Source organism: Kitasatospora sp. NPDC001175, from assembly GCF_053598215.1.
Map to the genome: position 1 here is coordinate 1 of NZ_JBSFJU010000016.1, position 22,544 is coordinate 22,544.

The following is a 22,544-nucleotide window of genomic DNA, read 5'->3' on the forward strand; positions in this document are numbered from 1 at the left end:
CTGCAGCTTCTCCAGCAGGTTGATCACCTGCGCCTGCACCGACACGTCCAGCGCGGAGACCGGCTCGTCACAGATGATGATCTCCGGCTTCAGCGCCAACCCGCGCGCGATACCGATGCGCTGGCGCTGACCGCCCGAGAACTGGTGCGGATACCGGTTGATGTACTCCGGGTTGAGACCCACCACGTCCAGCAGGTCCTGAACCGCCTTGCGCCGGTCGCCCTTCGGCGCCACCTCCGGATGGATCTCGAACGGCTCCCCGATGATGTCGCCCACCGTCATCCGCGGGTTCAACGACGTGTACGGGTCCTGGAACACCATCTGGATGTTCCGCCGCACCGCCTTGAGGGCGGCACCGGAGAGCTTGGAGATGTCCTCGCCCTTGTACAGCACCTCACCGGAGGTCGCCCGCTCGAGGTTCATCAGCACCTTGGCCAGCGTCGACTTCCCGCAGCCGGACTCACCGACGATGCCCAGGGTCTCGCCCTTGTGCAGCTCGAAGGAGATGCCGTCGACGGCCTTGACCGCACCGATCTGCTTCTTGAAGAGGACGCCCTGGCTCAGCGGGTAGTGCTTGACCAGGTTCTTGACCTCCAGGATCGGCTCAGCCATGGAGGGTCTCCTTCCAGAAGTGGCAGGCGCTGCGGCGGCCGGCCAGCTCGGCGCCGTCCTTGTCGGTGACCGGGTGCAGCGCCGGGATCTCGGTACGGCAGAGGTCGGTGGCCGCCTCACAGCGCGGGTTGAACGCGCATCCGGCCGGGACCTTGAGCAGGTTCGGCGGCAGGCCCTTGATCGCGTACAGCTCCTGGCCCTTCTGGTCCAGGCGCGGGATCGACTTCAGCAGACCCTTGGTGTACGGGTGCGCCGGGCGCGCGTACAGCTCGTGCACGGGGGCGGTCTCCACGATCCGGCCCGCGTACATCACCGCGATCTTGTCGGCGACGTCGGCGACCACGCCGAGGTCGTGGGTGATCAGGATCAGACCCATGTGGTACTCGGCCTGGAGCTCCGCCAGCAGGTCCATCACCTGGGCCTGGACGGTGACGTCCAGGGCGGTGGTGGGCTCGTCGGCGATGATCAGGTCCGGCTCCAGGGCCAGCGCCATGGCGATCATGATGCGCTGACGCATGCCGCCCGAGAACTGGTGCGGGTAGTCGTTCACCCGCTGGGCGGCGGCCGGGATGCGGACCTTGTCCATCAGCTCGATGGCCTTGGCCTTGGCCTCCTTGCGGGAGGCGCCCTGGTGCACCCGGAACATCTCGCCGAGCTGGTAGCCCACGCTCAGTACGGGGTTGAGCGCGGAGAGCGCGTCCTGGAAGATCATCGCGATCTTCCGGCCGCGCAGCCTGCGCTGCTCCTCCTTGGACATCTTGAGCATGTCCTGGCCCCGGAAGAGGATCTCACCGGCGGTGACCCGGCCCGGGGGCATGTCCAGGATGCCCATGATGGTCTGCGCGGTCACCGACTTGCCCGAGCCGGACTCACCGAGCACGGCCAGCGTCTCGCCGGCCGCGACGGAGTAGTTGACGCCGTTGACGGCCTTGGCGATGCCGTCCCGGGTCACGAACTCCACGTGCAGGTCGCGGACTTCGAGCAACGGGGTGCCGGGGACCAGGCGCTCCTGGCCGTCGGTCGTCTCAATGACAGTGGTCATGGTGCGTTCCGCCTCTCTCAGCGCAGCTTCGGGTCGAGGGCGTCGCGGACCGCGTCACCGAGCATGATGAACGCCAGCACGGTGAGGCTGAGCATGCCGGCCGGGAAGAACAGCGCGAACGGCGCCTGCCGGATCGCCTTCTGGGCCGAGTCGATGTCGATGCCCCACGAGATCGTCGGGTCCTGGAGGCCGATGCCGAGGAAGCTCAGCGTCGCCTCGGTCGCGATGTAACCGCCGAGTGCGATGGTGGCCACCACGATCACCGGAGCGATCGCGTTCGGCAGCACGTGCTTGAACAGGATCCGTCCGGTGCCGGCGCCGAGCGCCTTGGCGGCGGTGACGTAGTCGGCCTGCTTGACGGTGATCACCGATCCGCGCATCACGCGGGCCATCTGGGTCCAGCCGATCGAGGTCAGCGCGAAGACCACGCTCCACACCGTGCGCTCGGTGAAGGCGTTCAGCACGACCAGGCAGCCGAGCAGCAGCGGGATGCCGAAGAAGACGTCGGTCAGGCGGGAGAGCAGGGTGTCCACCCAGCCGCCGAAGTAGCCCGCCAGCATGCCGATCAGACCACCGACGATGGTCACGGCCGCGGTGACGCAGATGCCGACCACGATCGAGGCGCGGGCGCCGTAGACCACCCGGGCGTAGATGGAGCGGCCCTGGATGTCGTAGCCGAACCAGTCGCCCTGGAAGAGGTGGCTGTAGTTCGGCGCCCTCAGGTAGTCGTGCGTCAGGTCGCCGGCCCGCGGGTCCACCGAGGTGAACAGGCCCGGGGCGATGCTCATCACGATCAGCACCAGGATCAGTACCGCGGAGATGAGGAAGATCGGACGGCGGCGCAGGTCCTCCCAGGCGTCCGAGCCGAGGCTGCGGGCCTTCTCCGGCTTGGCGGCCGCCGCGACGGCGGCGCCCTCGGCCTGCTCGGTGGGGGACTTCTTGTCGGTCAGGTCAGGCATACCGGATCCTCGGGTCCAGGACCGCGTACAGCAGGTCCACGATCAGGCTGGCGGCGAGGTAGACGAGCACGAGGACGACCACGAACCCGGTGACCGTCGCGCCCTCCTTCTGGTTGATCGCGTGGTAGAGCGCGTTGCCGACACCCTTGACGTTGAAGATGCCCTCGGTGACGATCGCGCCGCCCATCAGGGCACCGAGGTCGGTACCGAGGAAGGTGATGACGGGGATCATCGAGTTGCGCAGCAGGTGGGTGCCGATCACCTTCCGGCGCGGCAGGCCCTTGGCCACCGCGGTGCGGATGTAGTCGGCACGGATGTTCTCCACGATGGAGGTACGGGTCAGCCGCGCCACGTAGGCCAGCGAGAGCGAGCCCAGCACGATGGCCGGCAGCAGCAGCTGCTGCAGGTCCATGGAGTCCTGGACGGTCGGCTTGACCCACTTCAGGTCGATGCCGAAGAGCGTCTGGAAGACGAAGCCGAGCACCGGCACCGGAATGGAGATCAGGATCAGGGTGACCACCAGGGTGCTCTTGTCCGCGAACTTGCCGCGCTTGAGCCCGGACAGCAGGCCGATCGCGACACCGAAGACGAGCTCGATGACGAAGGCCATCAGGGCCAGGCGGACGGTCACCGGCATCGCTTCGGAGATCACGTCAGTGACCTTCCGGCCTGACAGGGTCTCACCGAAGTCCCCGGTGAAGAGGCCCTTCATGTAGTCCACGTACTGCTGCCAGAGCGGCAGGTCCAGGTGGAACTTGTGCTTGAGTGAGGCCAGCTGAGCCGGATCCGGCTGCTTGTCTCCCCACATCGCCCGGACCTGGTCACCCGGTAGGACATGCACCATGAAGAAGATCAGTGCGGTCGTACCTATGAACACCGGGATCATCTGGAGCAGTCGCCTCGCGACAAAGCGCCCCATCATGCCTCCATTGCGTGGTCGGCGCGGAAGCGGCCGGTGCCGACCCCCGCCCTTCTTGGGGGAGGGGTCGACACCGGCCCGTTACGCCTGCTGCTGGTCCCGGGCTGCGCCGATGGCAGCCCTGGCGGGCCTGGTGGTACCGGCCTGCTTACTTCTTGATCTCGACGTCGGTGAACACCGGGTCACCGAAGGAGTCGAACTTGACGTTCTGAACCTTGTTCGAGTAACCGGAGTTCGTCTTGTAGTACCACAGCGGGATGGACGGCATGTCCTTGGCCAGAACGGCCTCGGCCTGGCTGTACAGGTCGGTGGTCTTGTCGATCGAGGTCGCGGCGTCGGCCGCCTTCGACAGCTGGTCGAACTCCGGGCTGGAGTACAGCGAGTCGTTGGCGGAGGCGCCGGTGCCGTAGATGTCGCGCAGGAAGTTGGCGTTCAGCGGGTAGTCCTGCTGCCAGGCCGAGCGCATGATGCTGTCGACCTTGTGACCGTCGATCAGGTCACGGGCGGTCTTGAAGTCCGGCTTCGGGTCGCCGACGCACTCCACGCCGGTGTTCTGACGGATCGAGTTGCAGACCGCGTCGACCCACTCCTTGTGACCGCCGTCGGCGTTGTAGAGGATCGTCACCTTGTTGTTCGGGACACCGCCGCCGGCCGCGATCAGCTCCTTGGCCTTGGCCGGGTTGAAGGTGCAGGCCTCACCGCAGGCGCCCTTCTTGTAGCCGGCGACGCCCGGGGCGACCCAGCTGTCGGCCGGCATGCGCGAGCCCTGCAGCACCGTCTTGGTGATGGTGTCCCGGTCGATCGCCATGGACAGGCCCTGGCGGACCTGCGCCTTCTCGGGGCTCTTCCAGGCGTCCTGGTACATCGCGAAGGCGATGGAGGTGATGCCACCCATCGGCTGGTCGACGGCGCGGTCGCCCAGGTCGTTCTTGTACGAGGCCAGGTCGGTCGGGTCGACCTGGTCCAGCACGTCCAGGTTGTCCGAGACCAGGTCCTTGTAGGCGGCCTCGGCCTGGGTGTAGTTCTTGAAGACGATGCCGCCGTTCTTCGGCTTGTCCACACCCTGGTACTTGTCGTAGGCGGCCAGGGTGACGGCCTTGTTGTGCTCCCACGAGACGAACTTGTAGGGGCCGTCACCGATCGGGGACTCGCCGTACTTGTCCGGGTTGGTGAAGAACACCTTCGGCAGCGGCGAGAAGGCGGTGTAGCCCAGCTTGTACTCGAAGTACGAGACCGGGGCGGTCAGGTCGATGGTGAAGTGGGTGTCGTCCACGACCTTCAGGCCGGACATCTTGTCCGAGGTCGGGGCGCCCTTGTCCTTGTCCGGGTGGACGTCCGCGTAACCGGCGATGTCGGAGAACCAGTTGCTGTTGGTCTGGTTGTTCTTGGTGTTGGCGGACCAGTTCCAGGAGTCCACGAAGGACTGCGAGGTCACCGGGGTGCCGTCGTGGAAGGTCCAACCCGACTTCAGGGTCACGGTCCAGTGCTGCGAGTCGGTGGTCTCGATCTTGTCGGCGACCTGGTTGCGCAGCTTGCCGTTGGCCGGGTCGTAGTCGACCAGCCCGCGGAACAGGTTCTTGACGATGCGGCCGCCGCCGACCTCCATGGCATTCGCCGGCTGGAGCGGGTGCTGCGGCTCGCTGCTCTGGTAGCTGAACATGCCGCTGCTGTCGGCCTCGCCGCTGCTCGACGAACCGCCACTGCTGCCGCAAGCGGTAGCGGCAAGGGCGACCGCGACAGCCGTGACGACCCACTTGGCCTGGCTGGCACCGCGCATGGGTGTGCCTCCTGTATCCGTGATCCAAACGTGGAGAGCATCGCGGGAGCCGGCGAACCAGAGGTCCGACCACACCCCGGCAATGCTTCCTCGCCCGAGGTTTCGGCGCGCACCCCTGCGCGTAACCCTTGACCCGAGCTCGACTGCACCCACTATCGACCACGCTCGGATACTTAAGTGACCGTTACGCATTTCAATTTGGTCACATGAAAGTTGCATTGATTTTAAAAAACGGACATTTGAGACATACTCAGACAGGTATGAAACGGACAGTTGCTTTGAATAACGGTCGGTTACATACGATAACCGGACATCTAGATGATCATCCGGCCATCCGCGTCGACTGCGGAGAGTGAAAAGGGCCGGTTGGTCTCCCCCCTCCGCGGAGGGGGGAGACCAACCGGCCCTTCGGGTACTACCGAAGCGTGTCAGCCCTTCTTGGCACGCGAGGCGGTACGGCCACGCTCCTTCTGGTCCAGCACCACCTTGCGAATCCGCACGGTCTCCGGGGTCACCTCGATGCACTCGTCCTCGCGGCAGAACTCCAGCGACTGCTCCAGCGAGAGCTTGCGCGGCGGGACGATCGACTCGGCCACATCGGCGGTCGAGGACCGCATGTTGGTGAGCTTCTTCTCCTTGGTGATGTTCACGTCCATGTCGTCGGAGCGGGAGTTCTCGCCGACGATCATGCCCTCGTACACCTCGGTGCCGGGGTCGGTGAACAGCACGCCGCGCTCCTGCAGGTTGGTCATCGCGAAGGCGGTGACCACACCGGCCCGGTCGGCGACCAGGGAGCCGTTGTTGCGGGTCGTCAGGGTGCCGAACCACGGCTCGTAGCCCTCGTGGATCGAGTGCGCGATGCCGGTGCCGCGGGTGTTGGTGAGGAACTCCGTACGGAATCCGATCAGGCCGCGGGACGGCACGACGAACTCCATCCGGACCCAGCCCGAGCCGTGGTTGGACATGTTGTCCATCCGGCCCTTGCGGATGCCCATGAGCTGGGTGACGGCACCCATGTGCTCCTCGGGCACGTCCACGGTGAGGCGCTCGACCGGCTCGTGGGTCTTGCCGTTGATCTCCCGGGTGACCACCTGCGGCTTGCCGACGGTCAGCTCGAAGCCCTCGCGGCGCATGGTCTCGATCAGGATGGCCAGCGCCAGCTCACCACGGCCCTGCACCTCCCAGGCGTCCGGGCGCTCGGTGTCCAGGACGCGCAGCGACACGTTACCGATCAGCTCGCGGTCCAGCCGGTCCTTCACCTGGCGGGCGGTGACCTTGCGGTCGACCTTGCCGCCGGACTTGGCGTCGGCGCCCTTGCCGGAGCCGCCCTTGCCGACCAGCGGCGAGGTGTTGGTGCCGATGGTCATCGAGATGGCCGGCTCGTCCACCGTGATCAGCGGCAGCGCGACCGGGTTCTCCGGGTCGGCCAGGGTCTCGCCGATCATGATGTCCGAGATGCCGGCGACGGCGCAGATGTCGCCGGGCCCGGCCTGCTCGGCGGGCTTGCGGGTGAGCGCCTCGGTCATCAGCAGCTCGGAGATGCGGACGTTCTGGACCGAGCCGTCGCGCTTGATCCAGGCGACGGTCTGCCCCTTCTTCAGGTAGCCCTGCTCGACGCGGAGCAGCGCGATGCGGCCGAGGAAGTTGTCGGCGTCCAGGTTGGTGACGTGCGCCTGGAGCGGGGCGTCCTCGTCGTAGGTCGGGGCCGGGACGGTCTCCAGGATGGTGGAGAAGAACGGCTCCAGGTTGTCGCTGTCTGCCGGGACGGTGCCGTTCTCCGGCTTGGTCAGCGAGGCCACGCCGTCACGGGCGCAGGCGTAGACGATCGGGAACTCGATCTGGTCCTCGTCCGCGTCCAGGTCCAGGAACAGGTCGTAGGTCTCGTTGATGACCTCGTCGATCCGGGAGTCCGGACGGTCGGTCTTGTTGATGCACAGGATGACCGGCAGCTTGGCGTTCAGGGCCTTGCGGAGCACGAAGCGGGTCTGCGGCAGCGGGCCCTCGGAGGCGTCCACCAGCAGCACCACCGCGTCCACCATCGACAGACCGCGCTCGACCTCGCCACCGAAGTCGGCGTGGCCCGGGGTGTCGATGATGTTGATGGTGATCGGTGCGCCACCGTCCTTGGGGTGGTACTTGACCGCGGTGTTCTTCGCGAGAATGGTGATGCCCTTCTCGCGCTCCAGGTCGTTCGAGTCCATCATCCGGTCGTCGAGCTGCTGGTGGGCGGCGAAAGCGCCGGCCTGCTTCAGCATGGCGTCGACCAGGGTGGTCTTGCCGTGGTCGACGTGAGCGACGATGGCGACGTTACGGATGTCGTTGCGCGTGGGCATGCCTAGCGGATTCTCCCGGAATCGTGGGTTACGGCGCCCGGCTGCGTACAGCGTCGATCAGCGTCTTCGCCGTGGACGACCGCGATCCCTCTTGATCGCCGCCGCCCGGTCCGCCTGCTACTACCGGTCCACCCGCCGGGCACGATGACATGCCACGGCTTCCTCCTATCGTACGGGGAACCACCCAACGAATCCGAAACGGGCGCCGGAAGATGATCAGAACCGGCCGTGCACGGCCGGGGCCGCCCGGTCCGCAGCGTGGAGCCGCCCGTACCGGGTACGGGCGGCTCGTGCGCAGGGAGCGCCGTGCGGGGCGGTGCCGCTCAACCGGCGCTGCGGAAGCCCAGGTCCTGGAAGCGGGGGCCGGCGAAGCCGTACGCGCCGGCGTTGGCCACGGTGTCACGGACCGCGACCAGGTCGGGCCGCTGGTAGAGCGGGACGGAGTGGGCGAGCTGCCAGATCCGGGCGTCGGCCTGCTGGAGCAGCTTGCGCTGCGCACCGAGGTCGACCTCGCGGGTGGCCCGGTCGAACAGCCGGTCGATCTCCTCGGTGCCGATCCTGGCGTAGTTGCGCCCGATCACCGGGATGCCGTCGGCGCCCGGCCGGGGCTTGGCGTAGAGCGCGTGCTCCTCGGCGCCGGGGAAGCCGGTGACGGGCCAGGAGAAGAGCGCCAGGTCGTAGTCGCCGGTGGCCAGGTGCTCCTTGACGAACTCCGAGGCGGGCACCGCCTGGGTGCGCAGGGTGATCCCCGCCTCCGCCAGGTTGGCGGTGAGCGCGTCGGCGGTCCGCCGGGCGGTGGCGGAGCCGTCCGGGATCAGCAGGGTGAGGAGCAGCTGCTTGCCGTCCTTGGCACGGCCGGTCGCGGCCTGCTTCCAGCCCGCCTTGTCCAGGAGCTTGGCCGCGGTGGTGTCCTCGTCCCCGGCCGCGGCGCTGTTGTCCTGGTACCCGTCCTGGTCGGCCATCAGCAGATGGTTGCCTAGCGGGGTGGCCGGCAGCCCGAGCGGGCCGAGCGCCGCCTTGGCGATCCGCTGCCGGTCCACCGCCAGGGCGACCGCCTGCCGGACGGTGGTGTCGCCGAGCGGAGCCCTGGCGGCGTTCAGGGTGAGCTGGGTGAACGCGGGCGAGGCGGCCCGGTGCAGGGTCAGCCCGGGCAGCGACTCGGCCCGGCGCAGCGCCTGGTCGGAGGCGTCGACCAGGGCCGCGGCGGCCGGCGGCGCGGCCGGGCTCTGCTTCGTGGGCGACGCGGGCGGGGACGCGGAGGCGCTGGTGGTGCCGTCACCGGAGGCGGAGGGGCTGCCGGAGGCGGAGGGGCTGGAACTGCGCGAGGACGCCGCCGAGGCGGAGGGCTTCCCGGAGACGGAGGCGTCGGCCGCCGACCCACTGGCCGAGGCCGCCGGCGGACCGGCGGCGGACCGGTCGGTCAGTGCGTAGTCGATGGCGGAGGTGAGCGGGGCGATGTCCAGCCTGCCCTGGTCGAGGGCGTCCAGGCGGGCCTCGGCCGGGGTGGCCAGGAAGTCGATCTCCTCGGCCTTCGCGGCGTTGCCCCACCACCGGGGGTTGCGGATCAGTGCCGCCTTCCCGGCCTGCCGGTCGTACGAGCGCACCGTGAACGGCCCGGCCGAGACCCGCAGCGCCTCGGTGGTGAGCGGCCGGTTGAAGACGTCCGCGGAGCTGGTCGACGCGGCCGGGTAGAGCGGGCTGAACAGGGCGCGCCAGGCACCGTACGGCTGCTTGAAGGTGACCTTGACCTCGTGGGCGTCCGTGCCCTGTGCGATGGACTCGATCGCGGCGTACCCGTCCGGGTGGTCGCTGTGGAAGGCCGGGTCGGCGCCGGAGAGGGCGCGCCACTGGGCGGTGAAGTCGGCCGCCGAGATCGGGGTGCCGTCGCTCCAGACCGCCTTGGGGTTGAGCCGGTAGGTGACGACCTGCGGAGTCTGCCCGGCCTTGGTGGACTGCGCGGAGACCAGGTAGTCGGGGTCGGCGGCGGGACGGGCGTGCTCGTCCAGCCGGAACAGGCTGGGCAGCAGGGCCCGGGCGATCAGCTGTGAGTCGGCGGTCGCCTCGGGCTGGAAGACGTTCAGGGTCGCGGGGACGGAGTCCACGGCCCAGCGCAGGGTGCCGCCCTCGCGGAGGGCGGCCCGGTCCACCCGGGCGAGGTCGGCAGCGGTGGGCGGTGGCGGGGCGCTGTCCTCGGAGCAGCCGGCCAGTGCGGTGCTCATCATCAGGGCGAGGGCGGCGGCGGTGACCTGGGGGACGCGCATGCACTTCTCCGGCGGATGGTCAGTTGATCCGAGGATTCAGGGCCGACCACCACTGAAGGCCACCGGCCCACCCCGCACCGTCCGACACGGCGGCCCGCCACACGAAAGCACCCTCCCGGCCTACCCGGCGCCCCTACAGCGCCAGCTCGAACCAGACGATCTTGCCGTTGGGTGTCCGGCGGCTCCCCCATCGCTCGGCCAGCAGGCTGACCAGCTGCAGCCCGCGGCCGCCCTCGTCGGTCTCCTGGGCCCGCCGCTGCCGCGGCTGTGCGTAGCCGTCGTCCCAGACCTCGCAGACCACCGTGCGGTCCCGGAGCAGCCGCAGCCGGATCTCTCCCCGGCCGTGCCGCAGCGCGTTGGTGACCAGCTCGCTGACCAGCAGCTCGGTGGTGTCCACCAGTTCGTCCAGGCCCCGGGTGAGCAGCCAGCCGCAGGCGAGGTCCCGGGCCTTGCCGACGCTGGTCAGCTCGGCCGGCAGCTTCCAGTCGCCCACCGCGTCCTCCGGCAGGCTCTGCACCTTGGCCATCAGCAGCGCGATGTCGTCCTCGCCGTGGTGCGGGATCAGCTCGTCCAGCACCTCGTCGCAGAGTTTCTCCAGCTCCTTGGAGCCGCCCGTCAGCGCGGTGCGGAAGGCCCGCAGACCCTCGTCCAGCTGGTGTTTGCGGGACTCCACCAAGCCGTCGGTGTAGAGGCCGAGCACCGCGCCGTCCGGCAGGTCGACCCAGACCTCCTCGAAGGGCTCGCCGCCGACGCCGAGCGGCAGGCCGGGCGGGACGTCCAGCATCCTGGCCGGCTCTCCCGGGCTGAGCAGGACGGGCGGCAGATGGCCGGCGTTGGCGAAGGTACAGCGCTGCTTGACCGCGTCGTACACGGCGTACACACAGGTGGCGAGGTAGAGCTCGGTGGACTCCTCCCCCGGTCGGTCGCTGTCGCCGCCGAGGCCGCGGGCGATCTCGTCCAGTGCGCTGAGCACCTCGGCGGGGTCGAGGTCGAGCATGGCGAGGGTGCGCACCGCCGTCCGGAGCTGGCCCATCGCGACGGCGGCCTGCAGGCCGCGGCCCATCACGTCGCCGATCACCAGGGCGGTACGGCTGCCGGGCAGCGGGATGACGTCGAACCAGTCGCCGCCGACCTCGGTGTTGTTGTTGCTGGGCAGGTAGCGGCGGGCGATCTCCAGGCCGGTGGCGGCCGGGTTCCCGGGGGGCAGCAGGCTGCGCTGGAGCAGCAGGGCGCGTTCGTGCTCGCGGCGGTAGAGCCGGGCGTTGTCGACGCAGACGGCGGCGCGGGCGACCAGTTCCTCGGCGATGGCGACGTCGCGGGCGTCGAAGGGCTCGCTGCCGATCGCGCGGGAGAGCTGGACCAGGCCGAGCACCTGGTCGCGGGCGACCAGCGGGACCACCAGGGTGGAGCGCAGCAGCGGGTCGGGACCCGGCTGGGGGACGACGCTGCGGCCGGTGCGCAGCGCGCGGGCGTGCGGGGAGCGGCGGGGGTAGCAGAGGGTGCCGCCGGCCTCGGCGACCGGAACCGTCCCTTCGGCGCCCAGCACGCTGGAGGCCCCGCCGACCACGCTGGAGACGGCGACCCGGCGCAGTTCGCCGCATCCGTCGGAGAGCCCGGACCGGCCGGAGATCGGTCCGGAGTCGCCGGTGAGCAGCGCGGTGTAGAGGTCGACGGTGGCCAGGTCGCAGAACTGCGGGACGATCACGTCGAGCAGTTCCTTGGCGGTGGTCTCCAGGTCGAGGGTGGAGCCGATGTGGCTGCTGGCCTCGTTCAGCAGGGCGAGGCTGCGGCGGACCCCGGCGGCCTCGCGTTCGGCGACGTGGCGGCTGGTGACGTCCATCACCTGGCCGGCCACGCCCATCGGGTGTCCGGCCGTGCCGGTGAGGCGGTAGAGCGAGATCGCCCAGCGGCGACCGCCGTCGCGGCGGCCGGGCGCGGGGGCGCTTGCGGTGCGCGGGACGGCTCCGGTGATGCGCAGGTCGACGATCGGGCCGCCGCCGTCGAGCACCTTACGCAGCGCGACCAGCAGCCGCTCGGCCTCCCCCGGCAGGAAGAGGTCGTAGGGGGTGAGGCCCTGGAGTTCGGCGGGCGACAGGCCGACACCGGCGGCGAAGGCGTCGTTGACCCGCTGGAGGCGCAGGTCGTTGTCGAAGAGGAAGAAGCCGGTGGGGGTCTGCCCGAAGACGGCCTCGGAGGCGGCCAGGTCGGTCTCGAGCCGGCGCAGCCGTCCGAGGTCCACTGCGAGGCAGGTGGCACCGGGGGTGCTGGGAGTGCCGGCGCCGGGCGCCGTGTCCGGCACGGCGTCGGGCATCGCGTAGACCTCGGCCAGGCCCTCGGTGCCGTCGGCGTCCCGGTAGGGCGCGGTGCCCACCCACTCCTCGCCGCCCAGGATGCGCTCCAGCCGGGCGCGGCCGCGCTGCCAGTGCTCGCGGGGGACGAAGGTGGTGATCGGGTCGGCGCCCACCGCCTCGGCTGCGGGGACGCCGAAGAACTCGGCGGCCCGGCCGCTCCACTGGCTGATCCGCCCGTCCGGGCCGATCGCGAAGGTGGCGACTCTGACGAAGTCGTAGATGGAGCCCGGCTGGGTGTGCCCCCAGCTGCCGGGCGCGCTGCGGTCCCTACCCCGGTCAATCGAGACACCGAGCTGTCCGGGCACGGCAAGACTGCTGCCGCTGCTCGGCGCGTTCGGCGCCGGGATGCTGTTCAACGGACCGACCCCTCCAACCCGTGGCCATCCGGATGTCGAGAAACCGAGTATTCATCATCCGGGGGCGAGCGCACACGCCCTGGACATCACAACATCGAATCAAGGCCGGCCCCGCTCCGGCTCCATACCCGGCACCGACTGTTCGAACCGGACGACGGCTCGGCCGAATCGGCACACCGGGGTCAAGCGCATTGAGCTTATCGGACCTGAATGACGGTCAGATCTGACGAGACCATGTCGAGTTGCGATGGGAAGCACCGCATTGATGAACGCCCAATGGCCGCAGCGAACATCCGACTATCCGAATGTCCGCTCCTGATCGGAACCGTCCGTTGCCAGCTCGAACCAGACCACTTTTCCCATCCCCTCGGCCCGGGTACCCCAGCGCAACGCAAGGCGGCCCACCAGTTCGAGACCCCGGCCACCCTCGTCGGCCTCGGCCGCGTGGCGCTCGCGCGGCGGATCGGGCAGTGGGTCGGAGATCTCCACCAGCAGGGTGTCGCCCAGGGTCAGCCGGACCCCGATCGGGGCGCTGGCGTACCGGACGGAGTTGGTCACCAGTTCGCTGACCAGCAGTTCGGCGGTGTCCGTGAGTTCCTCCACGGACCAGTCGGCCAGTGTGCCGCGCACCAGGCGGCGGGCCCGGGAGACCGCGGTCGGCTCCGCGGGCAGCGTCCAGCCGGCCGTCGGCGTACCGGCCCGGCCCCGGCCGAGCCGGGCCAGCAGCAGCGCGACGTCGTCCGGCTCCTGGCCGTGCTCCATGGTGGCCAGCACCGCCTCGCACGCCTGATGGATCGACGGGTAGGGCTGTTCCAGTACGCTGATCAGCCGGCCGAGGCCGACGTCCAGGTCCTTGTCCCTGGACTCCACCAGACCGTCCGTGCACAGCGCCAGCAGACTGCCCTCGGGGATCTCCAGCTCGATCGACTCGAACGGGACGCCGCCCACCCCGAGCGGCGCACCGGACGGCAGGTCCACCACCTGCCCGGCACCGCCCGGCAGCGGACTGCCGCTCCGGCTGCCGTTCTCGGCCCCTTCCCCGGGCACGACCAGGACCGGCGGGATGTGGCCCGCCTTGGTGGCGATCAGCCGCCCGGTCGCCGGGTCGAAGACCGCGTACACGCAGGTGGCCAGCAGTGCCTCGTCCGGGCCCTGGGCCAGGTCGTCGGCCAGCTCGTTGACGTGCCGCAGCAGCACCTCGGGCGGCAGGTCGAGCCCGGCCAGGGTCCGTACCGCGGTGCGCAGCCGGCCCATCGTGGCCGCGGCCCGCAGGCCGTGGCCCATCACGTCGCCGACCACCAGTGCCGTGCGCTCGCCCGGCAGCGGGATGACGTCGAACCAGTCGCCGCCCACCTCGGTGCCGCTGCTGCCCGGCACGTACCGGTAGGCGACCTCGATCCCCGCGGGCTGCGGGACCTGCTGGGGCAGCAGGGTGCGCTGGAGGGTGAGTGCGGCGGTGCGCTCGCGTGCGTAGAGGCGGGCGTTGTCCAACGAGCTGCCCGCCCGGTCGGCGAGTTCGACGGTGAAGGCCAGGTCGTCCCGGTCGAAGCCCTCCCGGTAGCCCGCGCGGCTGACCACCAGCAGGCCGATCACGATGCCCCGGGCGCGCAGCGGTACCACCAGGCACGAGTGCACGCCGAGGTCGTGCGCCGCCTGCATCTTGGGGTCGTTGGGGTAGGTGAGGTCGCTCAGCTCGTCCGGTCCGGAGAGCAGTTCGGGAACGCCGCTGCGCAGCACCCGGCCGAAGGCGGAGTCCTCGGCGAAGGTGATCCGGGCGCCCCGGCGGAGCATCGTCTCGACCTCTGGGCCGTCCTGGACCGAGGCGGTGCCGAGCTGGAGCAGCGAGGTCCGCCGGTCGTGGCCGTGCCGGGGCAGGTCGTCGCCGTGCGCCACCGCCTGGAGAAGGATCACCGCGGAGTAGTCGGCCAGCCTGGGCACCACCGCGCCGGCCAGTTCCTGGGCGATCCTCGACGCGTCCAGCAGGTCGCCGACCCTGGAGCCGAACTCGTTGAGCAGCGAGAGCCTGCGCCGGGCGTGCTCGACCTTGGAGACCGCCCGGTAGCGCTCGGTCACGTCCATCACCGTGCCCGAGATGCCGAGCACCCGGCCGGAGCGGTCCGTCATCCGGCTGTAGGAGATCGACCGGTAGCCCGCCCGGGCGGGGCCCGGCGCGGCCAGGGTGACGTCGACCACCGGTTCGCCGGTGGCCAGCACCTGCCGCTGGATGATGGTGATCTCGTCGGCGGCGCGCTCGGGCAGGGTCTCGCCGGTGGTGCGGCCCACGTGGTCCTCGGCGGCGACGCCGTTCATCTCGGCGAGGGTCCGGTTGACGGCGGTGTAACGCAGGTCGGTGTCGAGGACGGCGATGCCGAGCGGGGACTGTTCGAACAGCGCGTCCCGTACCGCCAGATCGCGCTCGACGGCCTGGAGCGTCGCGGCGTCCGTGAGCGCCGCCTGCAGGAACGGCGTACCGTCCCCGTCCACCAGCAGCGAGATCCGGGCCTCGACCGCGACCAGACCGCCCTGCCGCTGGCGCAGCTCGGTCAGCCCGTGCCAGCTGCCGTTCTGCAGGGTGTCCCGGATCGCCTCGCGGGTGCGCTCGACCGCGCGCTCGCCGCCGACCAGGTCGTCGATCCGGCGGCCCACCAGCAGTTCGCTCGGCCAGCCGAGCAGTTCCTCTGCAGCCGGGCTCCACAGCACCACCCGGCCCGAGGTGTCCAGGATCGCGACGGCCACCTTCACCACGTCGAACAGGCTGCCCTGGGTGTGCCGGCCGGTCTTGACCGGCCCGACGCCGGAGCCCGGGAACGGCGCGGCGGGAATGCCGCGCGAGACCGGCGCCCCCGGAGCGGCCGCCCAGCGGAGCGCCGCCCCCGGAGCCGTCGGCGAGTACACCTGTGGTGCGACCGACGGCATCCGCCGGCGAAGCCTGGCGCGCGCGGCGGCGCTTCCGAGCCCGCGGCCCGTACCCGCGCTCCCCGTCACCGGACTCGCCGAGCGCACCGGAGTGCGCCGGGGGAGCCCCTGGCCTTGCCGTGCTCCCCCGCCGCTGGCCGTACTCGACACGGACGGGCCCTCCGGCTCTCGGGCTGCGCACCTCGGCGGACCACCGGGTACGGGTTGGCTGGATTTCACCTCACCTGTGGTGACGAATGCTGCCGAACGGTGACACACCCGCCACGTTGCCAGCGTATCCCGGGCCGTCGGGTGCGCTTCCCGATCGACGCACCGGGCCTGCCCCGTCCGGCGAGGTCAGGCCTGGCCGAGCAGCCGGGCGACGTGCGGGAGGACTTCGCGGTCGTGTTCCAGCCAGTCCACCTCGGCGAGCTCGCCCGGGCCGAGCCAGCGCAGCTCGGAGTGGTCCTCCAGCGGCTGCGGGTCGCCGGAGAGCAACTCGGCGGCCCAGATCCGCAGTTCCAGCCCGGGCCGGATCGGCCAGCAGCCCGGCAGCTGGCGCAGCGCGCGGGCGCGCACGCCGAGCTCCTCGTGCAGTTCGCGCTCCAGCGCCTGCGCCGGGCTCTCCCCCGGCTCGGCCTTGCCGCCCGGGAACTCCCAGTAACCCGCCACCTCGGGCGGCGCGCTGCGCCGGGCGGCCAGCACCCGGCCCTGGTGGATGAGGGCTCCGCCGACGACGATCCGGTTCTCCATGTCCCAGACCCTATGCGGGCTCGGGCTCGGTCCAGTACAGCTGCTTGTGACCGCGGGCCTCGAACTCCGCCGCCAGCGCCTCGGTCTCCGCCCGCTCGAGGCCCTCGGCGACCACGAAGCGGTTGCCGTTGTCGTCCTGCCGCATCACCCGGTACGTCCCCATGCCCGCACGCCAGCCCGTCCGGCCGCACGGGGCCCGGCCCGGTGGGGGACGGGCCGGGCGTGGTGCGGTCACGGACGCTACGGGGGCACTGCTACCGACGGGTACGGGCCCGGTTAACACCAGGTAAGGCAATCGGCAGCCGCCGGGGAGCGTGCGGGACGCCGCACGCCGCCACATCGGGCCGCGGGTGCCCGCGCTCGCCCGACCCAGGGGCGCGGCCCGGGCCACCCGAAAGCCGTACCGGGCAGCAGCGCGGGTGAACTCGACCGAGGTATCCGGCGGACCCGCAGCCGACTCGAACAGGGCGTGACCAGGCATCAGTTCGGGCAACGCGCGAGCCACTTGTCCCCCGCGCCGACAATGCCGACGAGGGCATCCATGTCTCGCGAAGCAAGAAGTCCGGTCTCGGCCTTCAAGATGATTGACCGGACGACTTCACTCGGCCGGGACGCCCTCCCACAATCGAGTCATGGGAAAGACCTATGAGCGCATCGAGGGCCGCCTGCGGACATTCATCGAGAGTCAGCCGGTCTTCTTCACCGCCACCGCCCCGCTGGCCGGGGTCGGACACGTCAACCTCTCGCCCAAGGGTCGTTCCGGCACGCTCGCCGTGCTGGACGAACTGACCCTGGCCTACCTGGACTTCGGCGGCAGCCACGCCGAGACCATCGCCCACCTGCGGGAGAACGGGCGGATCACCCTGATGTGGTGCGCCTTCGCCGGGCCGCCCACGGTGGTGCGGGTGCACGGGCGCGGCGAGGCCGTCTTCCGCGACGACCCGCGCTTCGGGGAGCTACTGGCGCACTTCGATCCGTCCGCGGACGGGGCCGGGCTGCGCGCGATCGTGCTGGTGCGCGCCGAGCGGGTGAGCGACTCCTGCGGCTTCGCGGTGCCGCTGATGGAGTACCTGGGCGACCGCGATCTGCACGCGCAGCACTTCGAGCGCCGGGAGGACGAGGAGTTCCGCGCGTACTGCGAGAGCAAGGAGTACGTCGGCACCAGCATCGACGGCCTGCCCGCCCTCCCCCTGCCCCTCCCGCCCAGGGCGGCGTAGGGTCCGCGGGACGCGGGCGCGAGGCGGCGCTTCGGCCGTACCGTTTCCCCTTGAACACCCCCGGAGAGAAACGGACCGCCCGTGGCCGCACGCCGCCCGTACGTCCTGCTGAGCGCCGCGATGTCCGTCGACGGCTTCCTCGACGACGCCTCGCCCGACCGCCTGCTGCTCTCCAACCCGGCCGACTTCGACCGGGTGGACGAGGAGCGGGCCGGCTGCGACGCCATCCTGGTCGGCGGCAACACCCTGCGCCGTGACAACCCCCGGTTGCTGGTCAACTCGGCCGCCCGGCGGGCGTCCCGGGTCGCGGTGGGCAAGCCCGAGCACCCGCTCAAGGTCACCCTCAGCGCGAGCGGGACGCTCGACGCCAGCCTCGCGTTCTGGCACACCGGCGGCGCCAAGCTCGCGTACACCACGAGCGCGGCGGCGCCCGGGCTGCGTGCCCGGCTCGCCCCGCTGGCCGAGGTGGTCGACCTCGGCACGGGGGTGGACCTCGGCGCCGTACTGGACGACCTGGGGACGCGCGGCGTCGAGCGGCTGATGGTCGAGGGCGGCGGCAGCGTGCACACCCAGTTCCTCGCCCAAGGACTCGCTGACGAACTGCAGCTCGCCATCGCCCCGTTGCTGGTCGGCCAGGCCGGCGCACCCCGCTTCGCCGGTCCGGCCGACTACCCCGGCGGACCCACCCGGCGGATGCGGCTGATCGAGGCGCGTACGGTTGGCGATGTCGTCCTGCTCCGGTACGCCCCCAAGGAGACCAGCCCGTGACCACGTCCGAGGATCTGCGGTGGCTCGGCCGCGCCGTCGAGCTCTCCCGGCTCTGCCCGCCGTCCCGGACCGCGTTCTCGGTCGGCGCGGTGATCGTGGGCGCCGACGGCGAGGTCCTCAGCGAGGGCTACAGCCGTGAGCTCGACTCCCACAACCACGCCGAGGAGGCGGCGCTCTCCAAGCTGCCCGCCGGGGACCCCCGGCTGCGCACGGCCACCATCTACAGCTCGCTGGAGCCCTGCGGGCAGCGTGCCTCCCGGCCGCGTACCTGTGCCCAGCTGATCATCGCGGCGGGCGTCCCCCGGGTCGTGGTCGCCTGGCGCGAGCCCGACCTCTTCGTCACCGCCTGCCAGGGGACGGCGCTGCTCACCAGTGCGGGAGTGGCGGTCGAGGAGCTGCCGGAACTGGCCGAGGCGGCGCGCGCGGCCAACGCCCATCTGATCGACTGACGGGCCGTCCACGCAACGGCGCCCGGACGAGCGCAGTGCCGGTGGGTGAGGGAGCCATGGCGGCGAACGTGGGCGCCGGACGTTTCGATGCCTACCGAAGCGTCGCGGGTGCACCCTTGGGGCGTGACGCGGAATTTGCGGGAGCGCGGGGTGGCGGCCGACGAGGTGCGGGCCGGGGGCGGGCGGTGGCCGCACTGGCCGGGCTGCTGGCGGATGCCACCAGCGCCGTGTTCCGCCTGGCACTGCTGGACGGCCGGGCATGGACGGCCACCGAGCTCGCCCGCCACGCCGGAATCGCCGCCTCCACCGCGACCGCCCATCTCAACCTCCTGACCGAGGGCGGCCTGCTCGTCGAGGAGCGCCAGGGCCGTCACCGGTACGTGCGGCTGGCGGGGCCGGAGGCCGCCGAACTGGTCGAGCACCTCTCGGCGCTGGCACCCGGCCGGCTCGCGACACCGCCCCGGACGCTCTCCGCCGCCACCCGGCGCAGCGCCATGGCACGGGCCCGCACCTGCTACGACCACCTGGCCGGACTGCTCGGGGTCACCATCACCGAGACCATGGCCGAGCGGGGCCTGCTGGACTGGCGTCGCGGTCCGGCCCTGACCGCCGCGGGCGCCGAGTGGCTGGACGCCCTCGGCATCGCCCTGCCCGAGAACTCCGAGCGGCCAGCCGTCCGCCCCTGCCTCGACTTCACCGAACGCCGGCCGCACCTCGCCGGGACGGTCGGGGCCGCGCTCTCCCGCCACGCCTTCGATGCCGGCTGGATCGTACGCATCGGTACGACCCGTGCCGTGAGCCTCACTCCCGAAGGCCGGGACGCCATTTCGAATCATCTGGACCTACGGCATCACGCCATCCTGGAGCCGTAAGGTCGGTCACAGGACGCGCATAGTTGATGAAGGATCTTCTGCCAACTGGTAGATCCTGTGAAGGATCTTCATCAAAACGCTCCTCCGACCGGTGCGTACAGAGAAGTCCTTGACTGGTACAGAATGGAACTTTCGGCGAGGCATGTCCGGAAATATGGACAACCGCCCGACCCCCGCCGATCGGCCGTTCCGGCGCTCCACCTCCGGCTGTAAGCATGAGCCTGCGGATCGACCTTGGAAATCGCCTTCGACCCACCCGTCAGGCTGTCGATCCGTCATCCAGGCACACAACCCAGGGGGGTTACTCAGCCATGTCCGAAAACAGCGTCATACCCTCGAACGGCTCCTCGCCCGAGGGCCGCCACTCATCCGACCTGACCCGGCGCCGGATGCTGCAGGGCGCGGGTGTCGCGCTCGCCGCGGCCGCCGGCACCGCCGTGATCGGGTTCACCGGGCCCTCCAGGCAGTCCGCCGTGGCCGCCGACCCGGGTGCCGGGGACGAGTTCGACGAGGTGTACCAGGGCCGCCGGCTCCAGGGCCGGCGGCTCGACGGGGGCCACGACAGCGGTCACGGCGGCCACCACGGCAGCGGCTACCAGGTCCTGATCGACGGTGAGGAACTGCACGTCATGCAGAACGCCGACGGCACCTGGATCAGCGTGGTGAACCACTACCAGACCCACGCCACCCCGCGTTCGCTCGCCCGCGCCGCCGTGATCGACCTCCAGGGCGCCGAGTTGCTCCCGCTCAGCTGAGCGGTCGAGCGACCGACCAGCCCCTGACCGCACCCACCCAAGAGGAACCCTCATGGCAGTCCGCAAGAACCAGGCGACCCTGACGGCCAAGGAGAAGCGCGACTTCGTCGACGCCGTCCTGGAGCTCAAGCGCCTTGGGCGCTACGACTCCTACGTCAGCACCCACAACACCTTCATCATCAGCGACAGCGACAACGGCGAACGGGTCGGGCACCGCTCGCCGTCCTTCCTGCCCTGGCACCGCAGGTTCCTGCTGCAGTTCGAGCAGGACCTGCAGAGCATCAACCCGGCCGTCACCCTGCCCTACTGGGACTGGACGGCCGACCGCACCACCACCTCCTCGATCTGGGGCCCGGACTTCCTCGGCGGCAACGGCCGCAGCAGCGACGGCCAGGTGACCACCGGCCCGTTCGCCTACAGCGGCGGCAAGTGGACGCTGGCGGTCCGCCCGGACAGCCGCAACTACCTTCGCCGCAGCCTGGGTTCGGCCGTCGCCGCGCTGCCGACCAAGGCCGAGGCGGAGTCCGTGCTCGCCATGTCCACCTACGACATGGCCCCGTGGAACAGCTCCTCCGACGGTTTCCGCAACCACCTGGAAGGCTGGCGCGGCGTCAACCTGCACAACCGGGTGCACGTCTGGATCGGCGGCCACATGGCCACCGGCATGTCCCCCAACGACCCGGCCTTCTGGCTGCACCACTGTTTCATCGACAAGCTGTGGGCGGAGTGGCAGACCCGCCACCGCGACCAGAGCTACCTGCCGACCGGCAACACCGCCAATGTGGTCGATCTCAACGAAACCATGAAGCCGTGGAACAACGTCTCTCCAGCCGACATGCTCGACCACACCAAGTTCTACACCTACGACACCGGCTTCTAGCACGCGGTTTGCCGGGGCGGCCGACACTGTGGCTCGCTCATCGTTCGAACAGCCGGACCATCAGGGGGAATGCTCGATGAAGAACGGTCTGAAGCGGAGCGCGGCACGCCTCGCCGCGGCCGGTGTGATGGGCGCTGCCGTGATCGCGGCTGCGGCCACACCCGCACTCGCCAAGGGCGCCGCGGAGCTCAGCGCGCCCAGCAGGGTGAGCGTCGGCCAGGCCATCCACATCAAGGGGCGGGCCACCGACGACGGCGCCACGGACGCCAGGCTCTGCGTGCAGGAGCGCTCCGGCAAGTCGGGCGCCTGGCGCACCGTCAAGTGCGGCCCCATGACCGTGCTTCCGTTGCACGACGCCACGGTCGACGTGAAGATCAAGGCCCGCCACCGTGCAACCATCCAGCTCCGCGGGGTTCTCTACGGATACGACGGCGCGAAGGGCGGCCACCCGTTCGTCGACCGCACCACGGACGTCAAGGTCGTCCACGTGCGCTGACGCGCACCGGAAGCCCGAGGGGGGCCGGTCCGTGCGGACCGGGCCCCCTCGGCGTTCGACCGTGCCGGATCAGACGTTGAAGCGGAACGATTGAAGGCTGATCCTGACCTGCGGCGGAACGCCGATCACGGCTCTGACCAGGGACTTCTTGGTTGGCCAGCGATGACCCGCGACGGTCGCGATCGGGTGTCCTGCGGACTGTCTGCGGACTGGGTGCCTCTCCCACTGCGACCAGCGCGGACGTGGGCATCGCCCCACGCGGAGCCGTCCGTGATCAGAAGATGGCCCACGCTTCCGCCGGCAGTTGGTGATAGACGTCGTCCATGGCATCGGCGGGCAGGAAGACCGGTCGCGTCAGCAAGCGATCGCCGGCCCGTTGCACACACAGCACCACCCCGAGAGTCAGGGATCCGGCCTCCGCTCCGGGCAGGTAGAAGAGCTCGGTGTAGGGCTCTCGGCTCTCGGCACGTTCGAACAGCCACTGCTCCAGTTCGGAGGGAACCTGGCCGACCAACGCCGCCCCGTCCACGACGACCTGCGGCCCCCGACGCGCGTCGACCGAGACGCCGCACAAGCGCTCAGCGGCGTAGTAGAGCTTCAGGCCCACCTCAGAGTGGGTGTGGCACGCCACGTCCCAACGCGGGTGAGGCTGGCGCATGCCTGCGCGGACGCCGCCAAGTGCAGCAGACGCCTCGCCAGGACTCATCCCGAACCGCAGCGGCCCCACGCTCACGAACGGATCGAGGGTCCACTGTTGTCGGTCACTGTCCAGCAAGACGTCCCACAAGCTCATGAAGCGCAGCTTATGCCGGGTCGTCCTGCCAGGCTCCGGCCGTCCTGACCTCGGGA

At 70.4% G+C, this 22,544-nt stretch carries 19 protein-coding genes; 7 read left to right on the forward strand and 12 right to left on the reverse strand.

The window, feature by feature from the left end:
- From ACWDAK_RS14320 to ACWDAK_RS14370, 11 genes are all read right to left on the reverse strand, one after another.
- Nucleotides 1-612, reverse strand: a 612-nt coding sequence (locus ACWDAK_RS14320) for an ATP-binding cassette domain-containing protein (protein WP_449806465.1), incomplete at its 3' end; no start/stop codon positions are given.
- The gene (locus tag ACWDAK_RS14325) at nucleotides 605-1,654 is read right to left on the reverse strand and encodes an ABC transporter ATP-binding protein (protein WP_344638624.1); all 1,050 of its coding nucleotides are present in this window, start codon (nucleotides 1,652-1,654) and stop codon (nucleotides 605-607) included. The genes ACWDAK_RS14320 and ACWDAK_RS14325, both read right to left, overlap by 8 nt.
- 17 nt (nucleotides 1,655-1,671) lie before the next feature.
- Nucleotides 1,672-2,613 (reverse strand): ABC transporter permease, encoded by a 942-nt coding sequence (locus tag ACWDAK_RS14330; RefSeq protein ID WP_344638625.1) that lies wholly within the window; start codon nucleotides 2,611-2,613, stop codon nucleotides 1,672-1,674.
- On the reverse strand, nucleotides 2,606-3,532 hold the full coding sequence (locus tag ACWDAK_RS14335; RefSeq protein WP_344638626.1) for an ABC transporter permease: 927 nt from the start codon (nucleotides 3,530-3,532) through the stop codon (nucleotides 2,606-2,608). The genes ACWDAK_RS14330 and ACWDAK_RS14335 overlap by 8 nt, the downstream gene beginning before the upstream one ends.
- 148 nt (nucleotides 3,533-3,680) lie before the next feature.
- Nucleotides 3,681-5,309 (reverse strand): peptide ABC transporter substrate-binding protein, encoded by a 1,629-nt coding sequence (locus ACWDAK_RS14340; RefSeq protein ID WP_344638627.1) that lies wholly within the window; start codon nucleotides 5,307-5,309, stop codon nucleotides 3,681-3,683.
- 428 nt (nucleotides 5,310-5,737) lie between these two features.
- Entirely contained in the window at nucleotides 5,738-7,642 is a 1,905-nt protein-coding gene (gene typA / locus ACWDAK_RS14345; RefSeq protein ID WP_344638628.1) for a translational GTPase TypA, read from the reverse strand.
- Nucleotides 7,643-7,965: 323 nt separating this feature from the next.
- Nucleotides 7,966-9,903 (reverse strand): ABC transporter family substrate-binding protein, encoded by a 1,938-nt coding sequence (locus ACWDAK_RS14350; protein WP_344638629.1) that lies wholly within the window; start codon nucleotides 9,901-9,903, stop codon nucleotides 7,966-7,968.
- A 133-nt stretch (nucleotides 9,904-10,036) separates the two neighbouring features.
- On the reverse strand, nucleotides 10,037-12,610 hold the full coding sequence (locus ACWDAK_RS14355; protein ID WP_425557755.1) for a SpoIIE family protein phosphatase: 2,574 nt from the start codon (nucleotides 12,608-12,610) through the stop codon (nucleotides 10,037-10,039).
- Nucleotides 12,611-12,907: 297 nt separating this feature from the next.
- Nucleotides 12,908-15,526 (reverse strand): SpoIIE family protein phosphatase, encoded by a 2,619-nt coding sequence (locus tag ACWDAK_RS14360; protein ID WP_344638630.1) that lies wholly within the window; start codon nucleotides 15,524-15,526, stop codon nucleotides 12,908-12,910.
- A gap of 336 nt (nucleotides 15,527-15,862) precedes the next feature.
- On the reverse strand, nucleotides 15,863-16,258 hold the full coding sequence (locus ACWDAK_RS14365; protein WP_344638631.1) for a (deoxy)nucleoside triphosphate pyrophosphohydrolase: 396 nt from the start codon (nucleotides 16,256-16,258) through the stop codon (nucleotides 15,863-15,865).
- Nucleotides 16,259-16,268: 10 nt separating this feature from the next.
- The gene (locus ACWDAK_RS14370) at nucleotides 16,269-16,421 is read right to left on the reverse strand and encodes a hypothetical protein (protein WP_427393591.1); all 153 of its coding nucleotides are present in this window, start codon (nucleotides 16,419-16,421) and stop codon (nucleotides 16,269-16,271) included.
- Nucleotides 16,422-16,890: 469 nt separating this feature from the next.
- On the opposite strand from ACWDAK_RS14370, the gene ACWDAK_RS14375 reads away from it, so the two are divergent.
- The 7 genes from ACWDAK_RS14375 (at nucleotide 16,891) to ACWDAK_RS14405 (ending at nucleotide 21,695) form a co-directional block, all read left to right on the forward strand.
- Nucleotides 16,891-17,475, forward strand: coding sequence for a pyridoxamine 5'-phosphate oxidase family protein (locus ACWDAK_RS14375; protein WP_344638633.1), 585 nt, complete (start codon nucleotides 16,891-16,893; stop codon nucleotides 17,473-17,475).
- 81 nt (nucleotides 17,476-17,556) lie between these two features.
- A complete protein-coding gene (locus ACWDAK_RS14380) occupies nucleotides 17,557-18,243 on the forward strand; it encodes a RibD family protein (RefSeq protein ID WP_344638634.1) in 687 nt (228 codons plus the stop codon).
- Complete coding sequence (locus ACWDAK_RS14385) at nucleotides 18,240-18,692, forward strand: deaminase (RefSeq protein ID WP_344638635.1); 453 nt, start codon at nucleotides 18,240-18,242, stop codon at nucleotides 18,690-18,692. Before ACWDAK_RS14380 ends, ACWDAK_RS14385 begins: the two co-directional genes overlap by 4 nt.
- Nucleotides 18,693-18,877: 185 nt before the next feature.
- Complete coding sequence (locus tag ACWDAK_RS14390) at nucleotides 18,878-19,564, forward strand: ArsR/SmtB family transcription factor (RefSeq protein WP_427393590.1); 687 nt, start codon at nucleotides 18,878-18,880, stop codon at nucleotides 19,562-19,564.
- Nucleotides 19,565-19,875: 311 nt separating this feature from the next.
- Nucleotides 19,876-20,319 carry an apotyrosinase chaperone MelC1 gene (melC1, locus tag ACWDAK_RS14395; protein WP_344638637.1) on the forward strand — a complete coding sequence of 148 codons (444 nt, stop codon included), beginning with the start codon at nucleotides 19,876-19,878 and terminating at the stop codon, nucleotides 20,317-20,319.
- A 52-nt stretch (nucleotides 20,320-20,371) separates the two neighbouring features.
- Nucleotides 20,372-21,199 carry a tyrosinase MelC2 gene (gene melC2 / locus ACWDAK_RS14400; RefSeq protein ID WP_344638638.1) on the forward strand — a complete coding sequence of 276 codons (828 nt, stop codon included), beginning with the start codon at nucleotides 20,372-20,374 and terminating at the stop codon, nucleotides 21,197-21,199.
- A 76-nt stretch (nucleotides 21,200-21,275) separates the two neighbouring features.
- Entirely contained in the window at nucleotides 21,276-21,695 is a 420-nt protein-coding gene (locus ACWDAK_RS14405; protein ID WP_344638639.1) for a hypothetical protein, read from the forward strand.
- Between the two features lie 274 nt (nucleotides 21,696-21,969).
- Here ACWDAK_RS14405 and ACWDAK_RS14410 read toward each other — a convergent pair whose 3' ends face one another.
- Entirely contained in the window at nucleotides 21,970-22,488 is a 519-nt protein-coding gene (locus ACWDAK_RS14410) for a hypothetical protein (RefSeq protein WP_427393589.1), read from the reverse strand.
- Nucleotides 22,489-22,544: the final 56 nt, after the last annotated feature.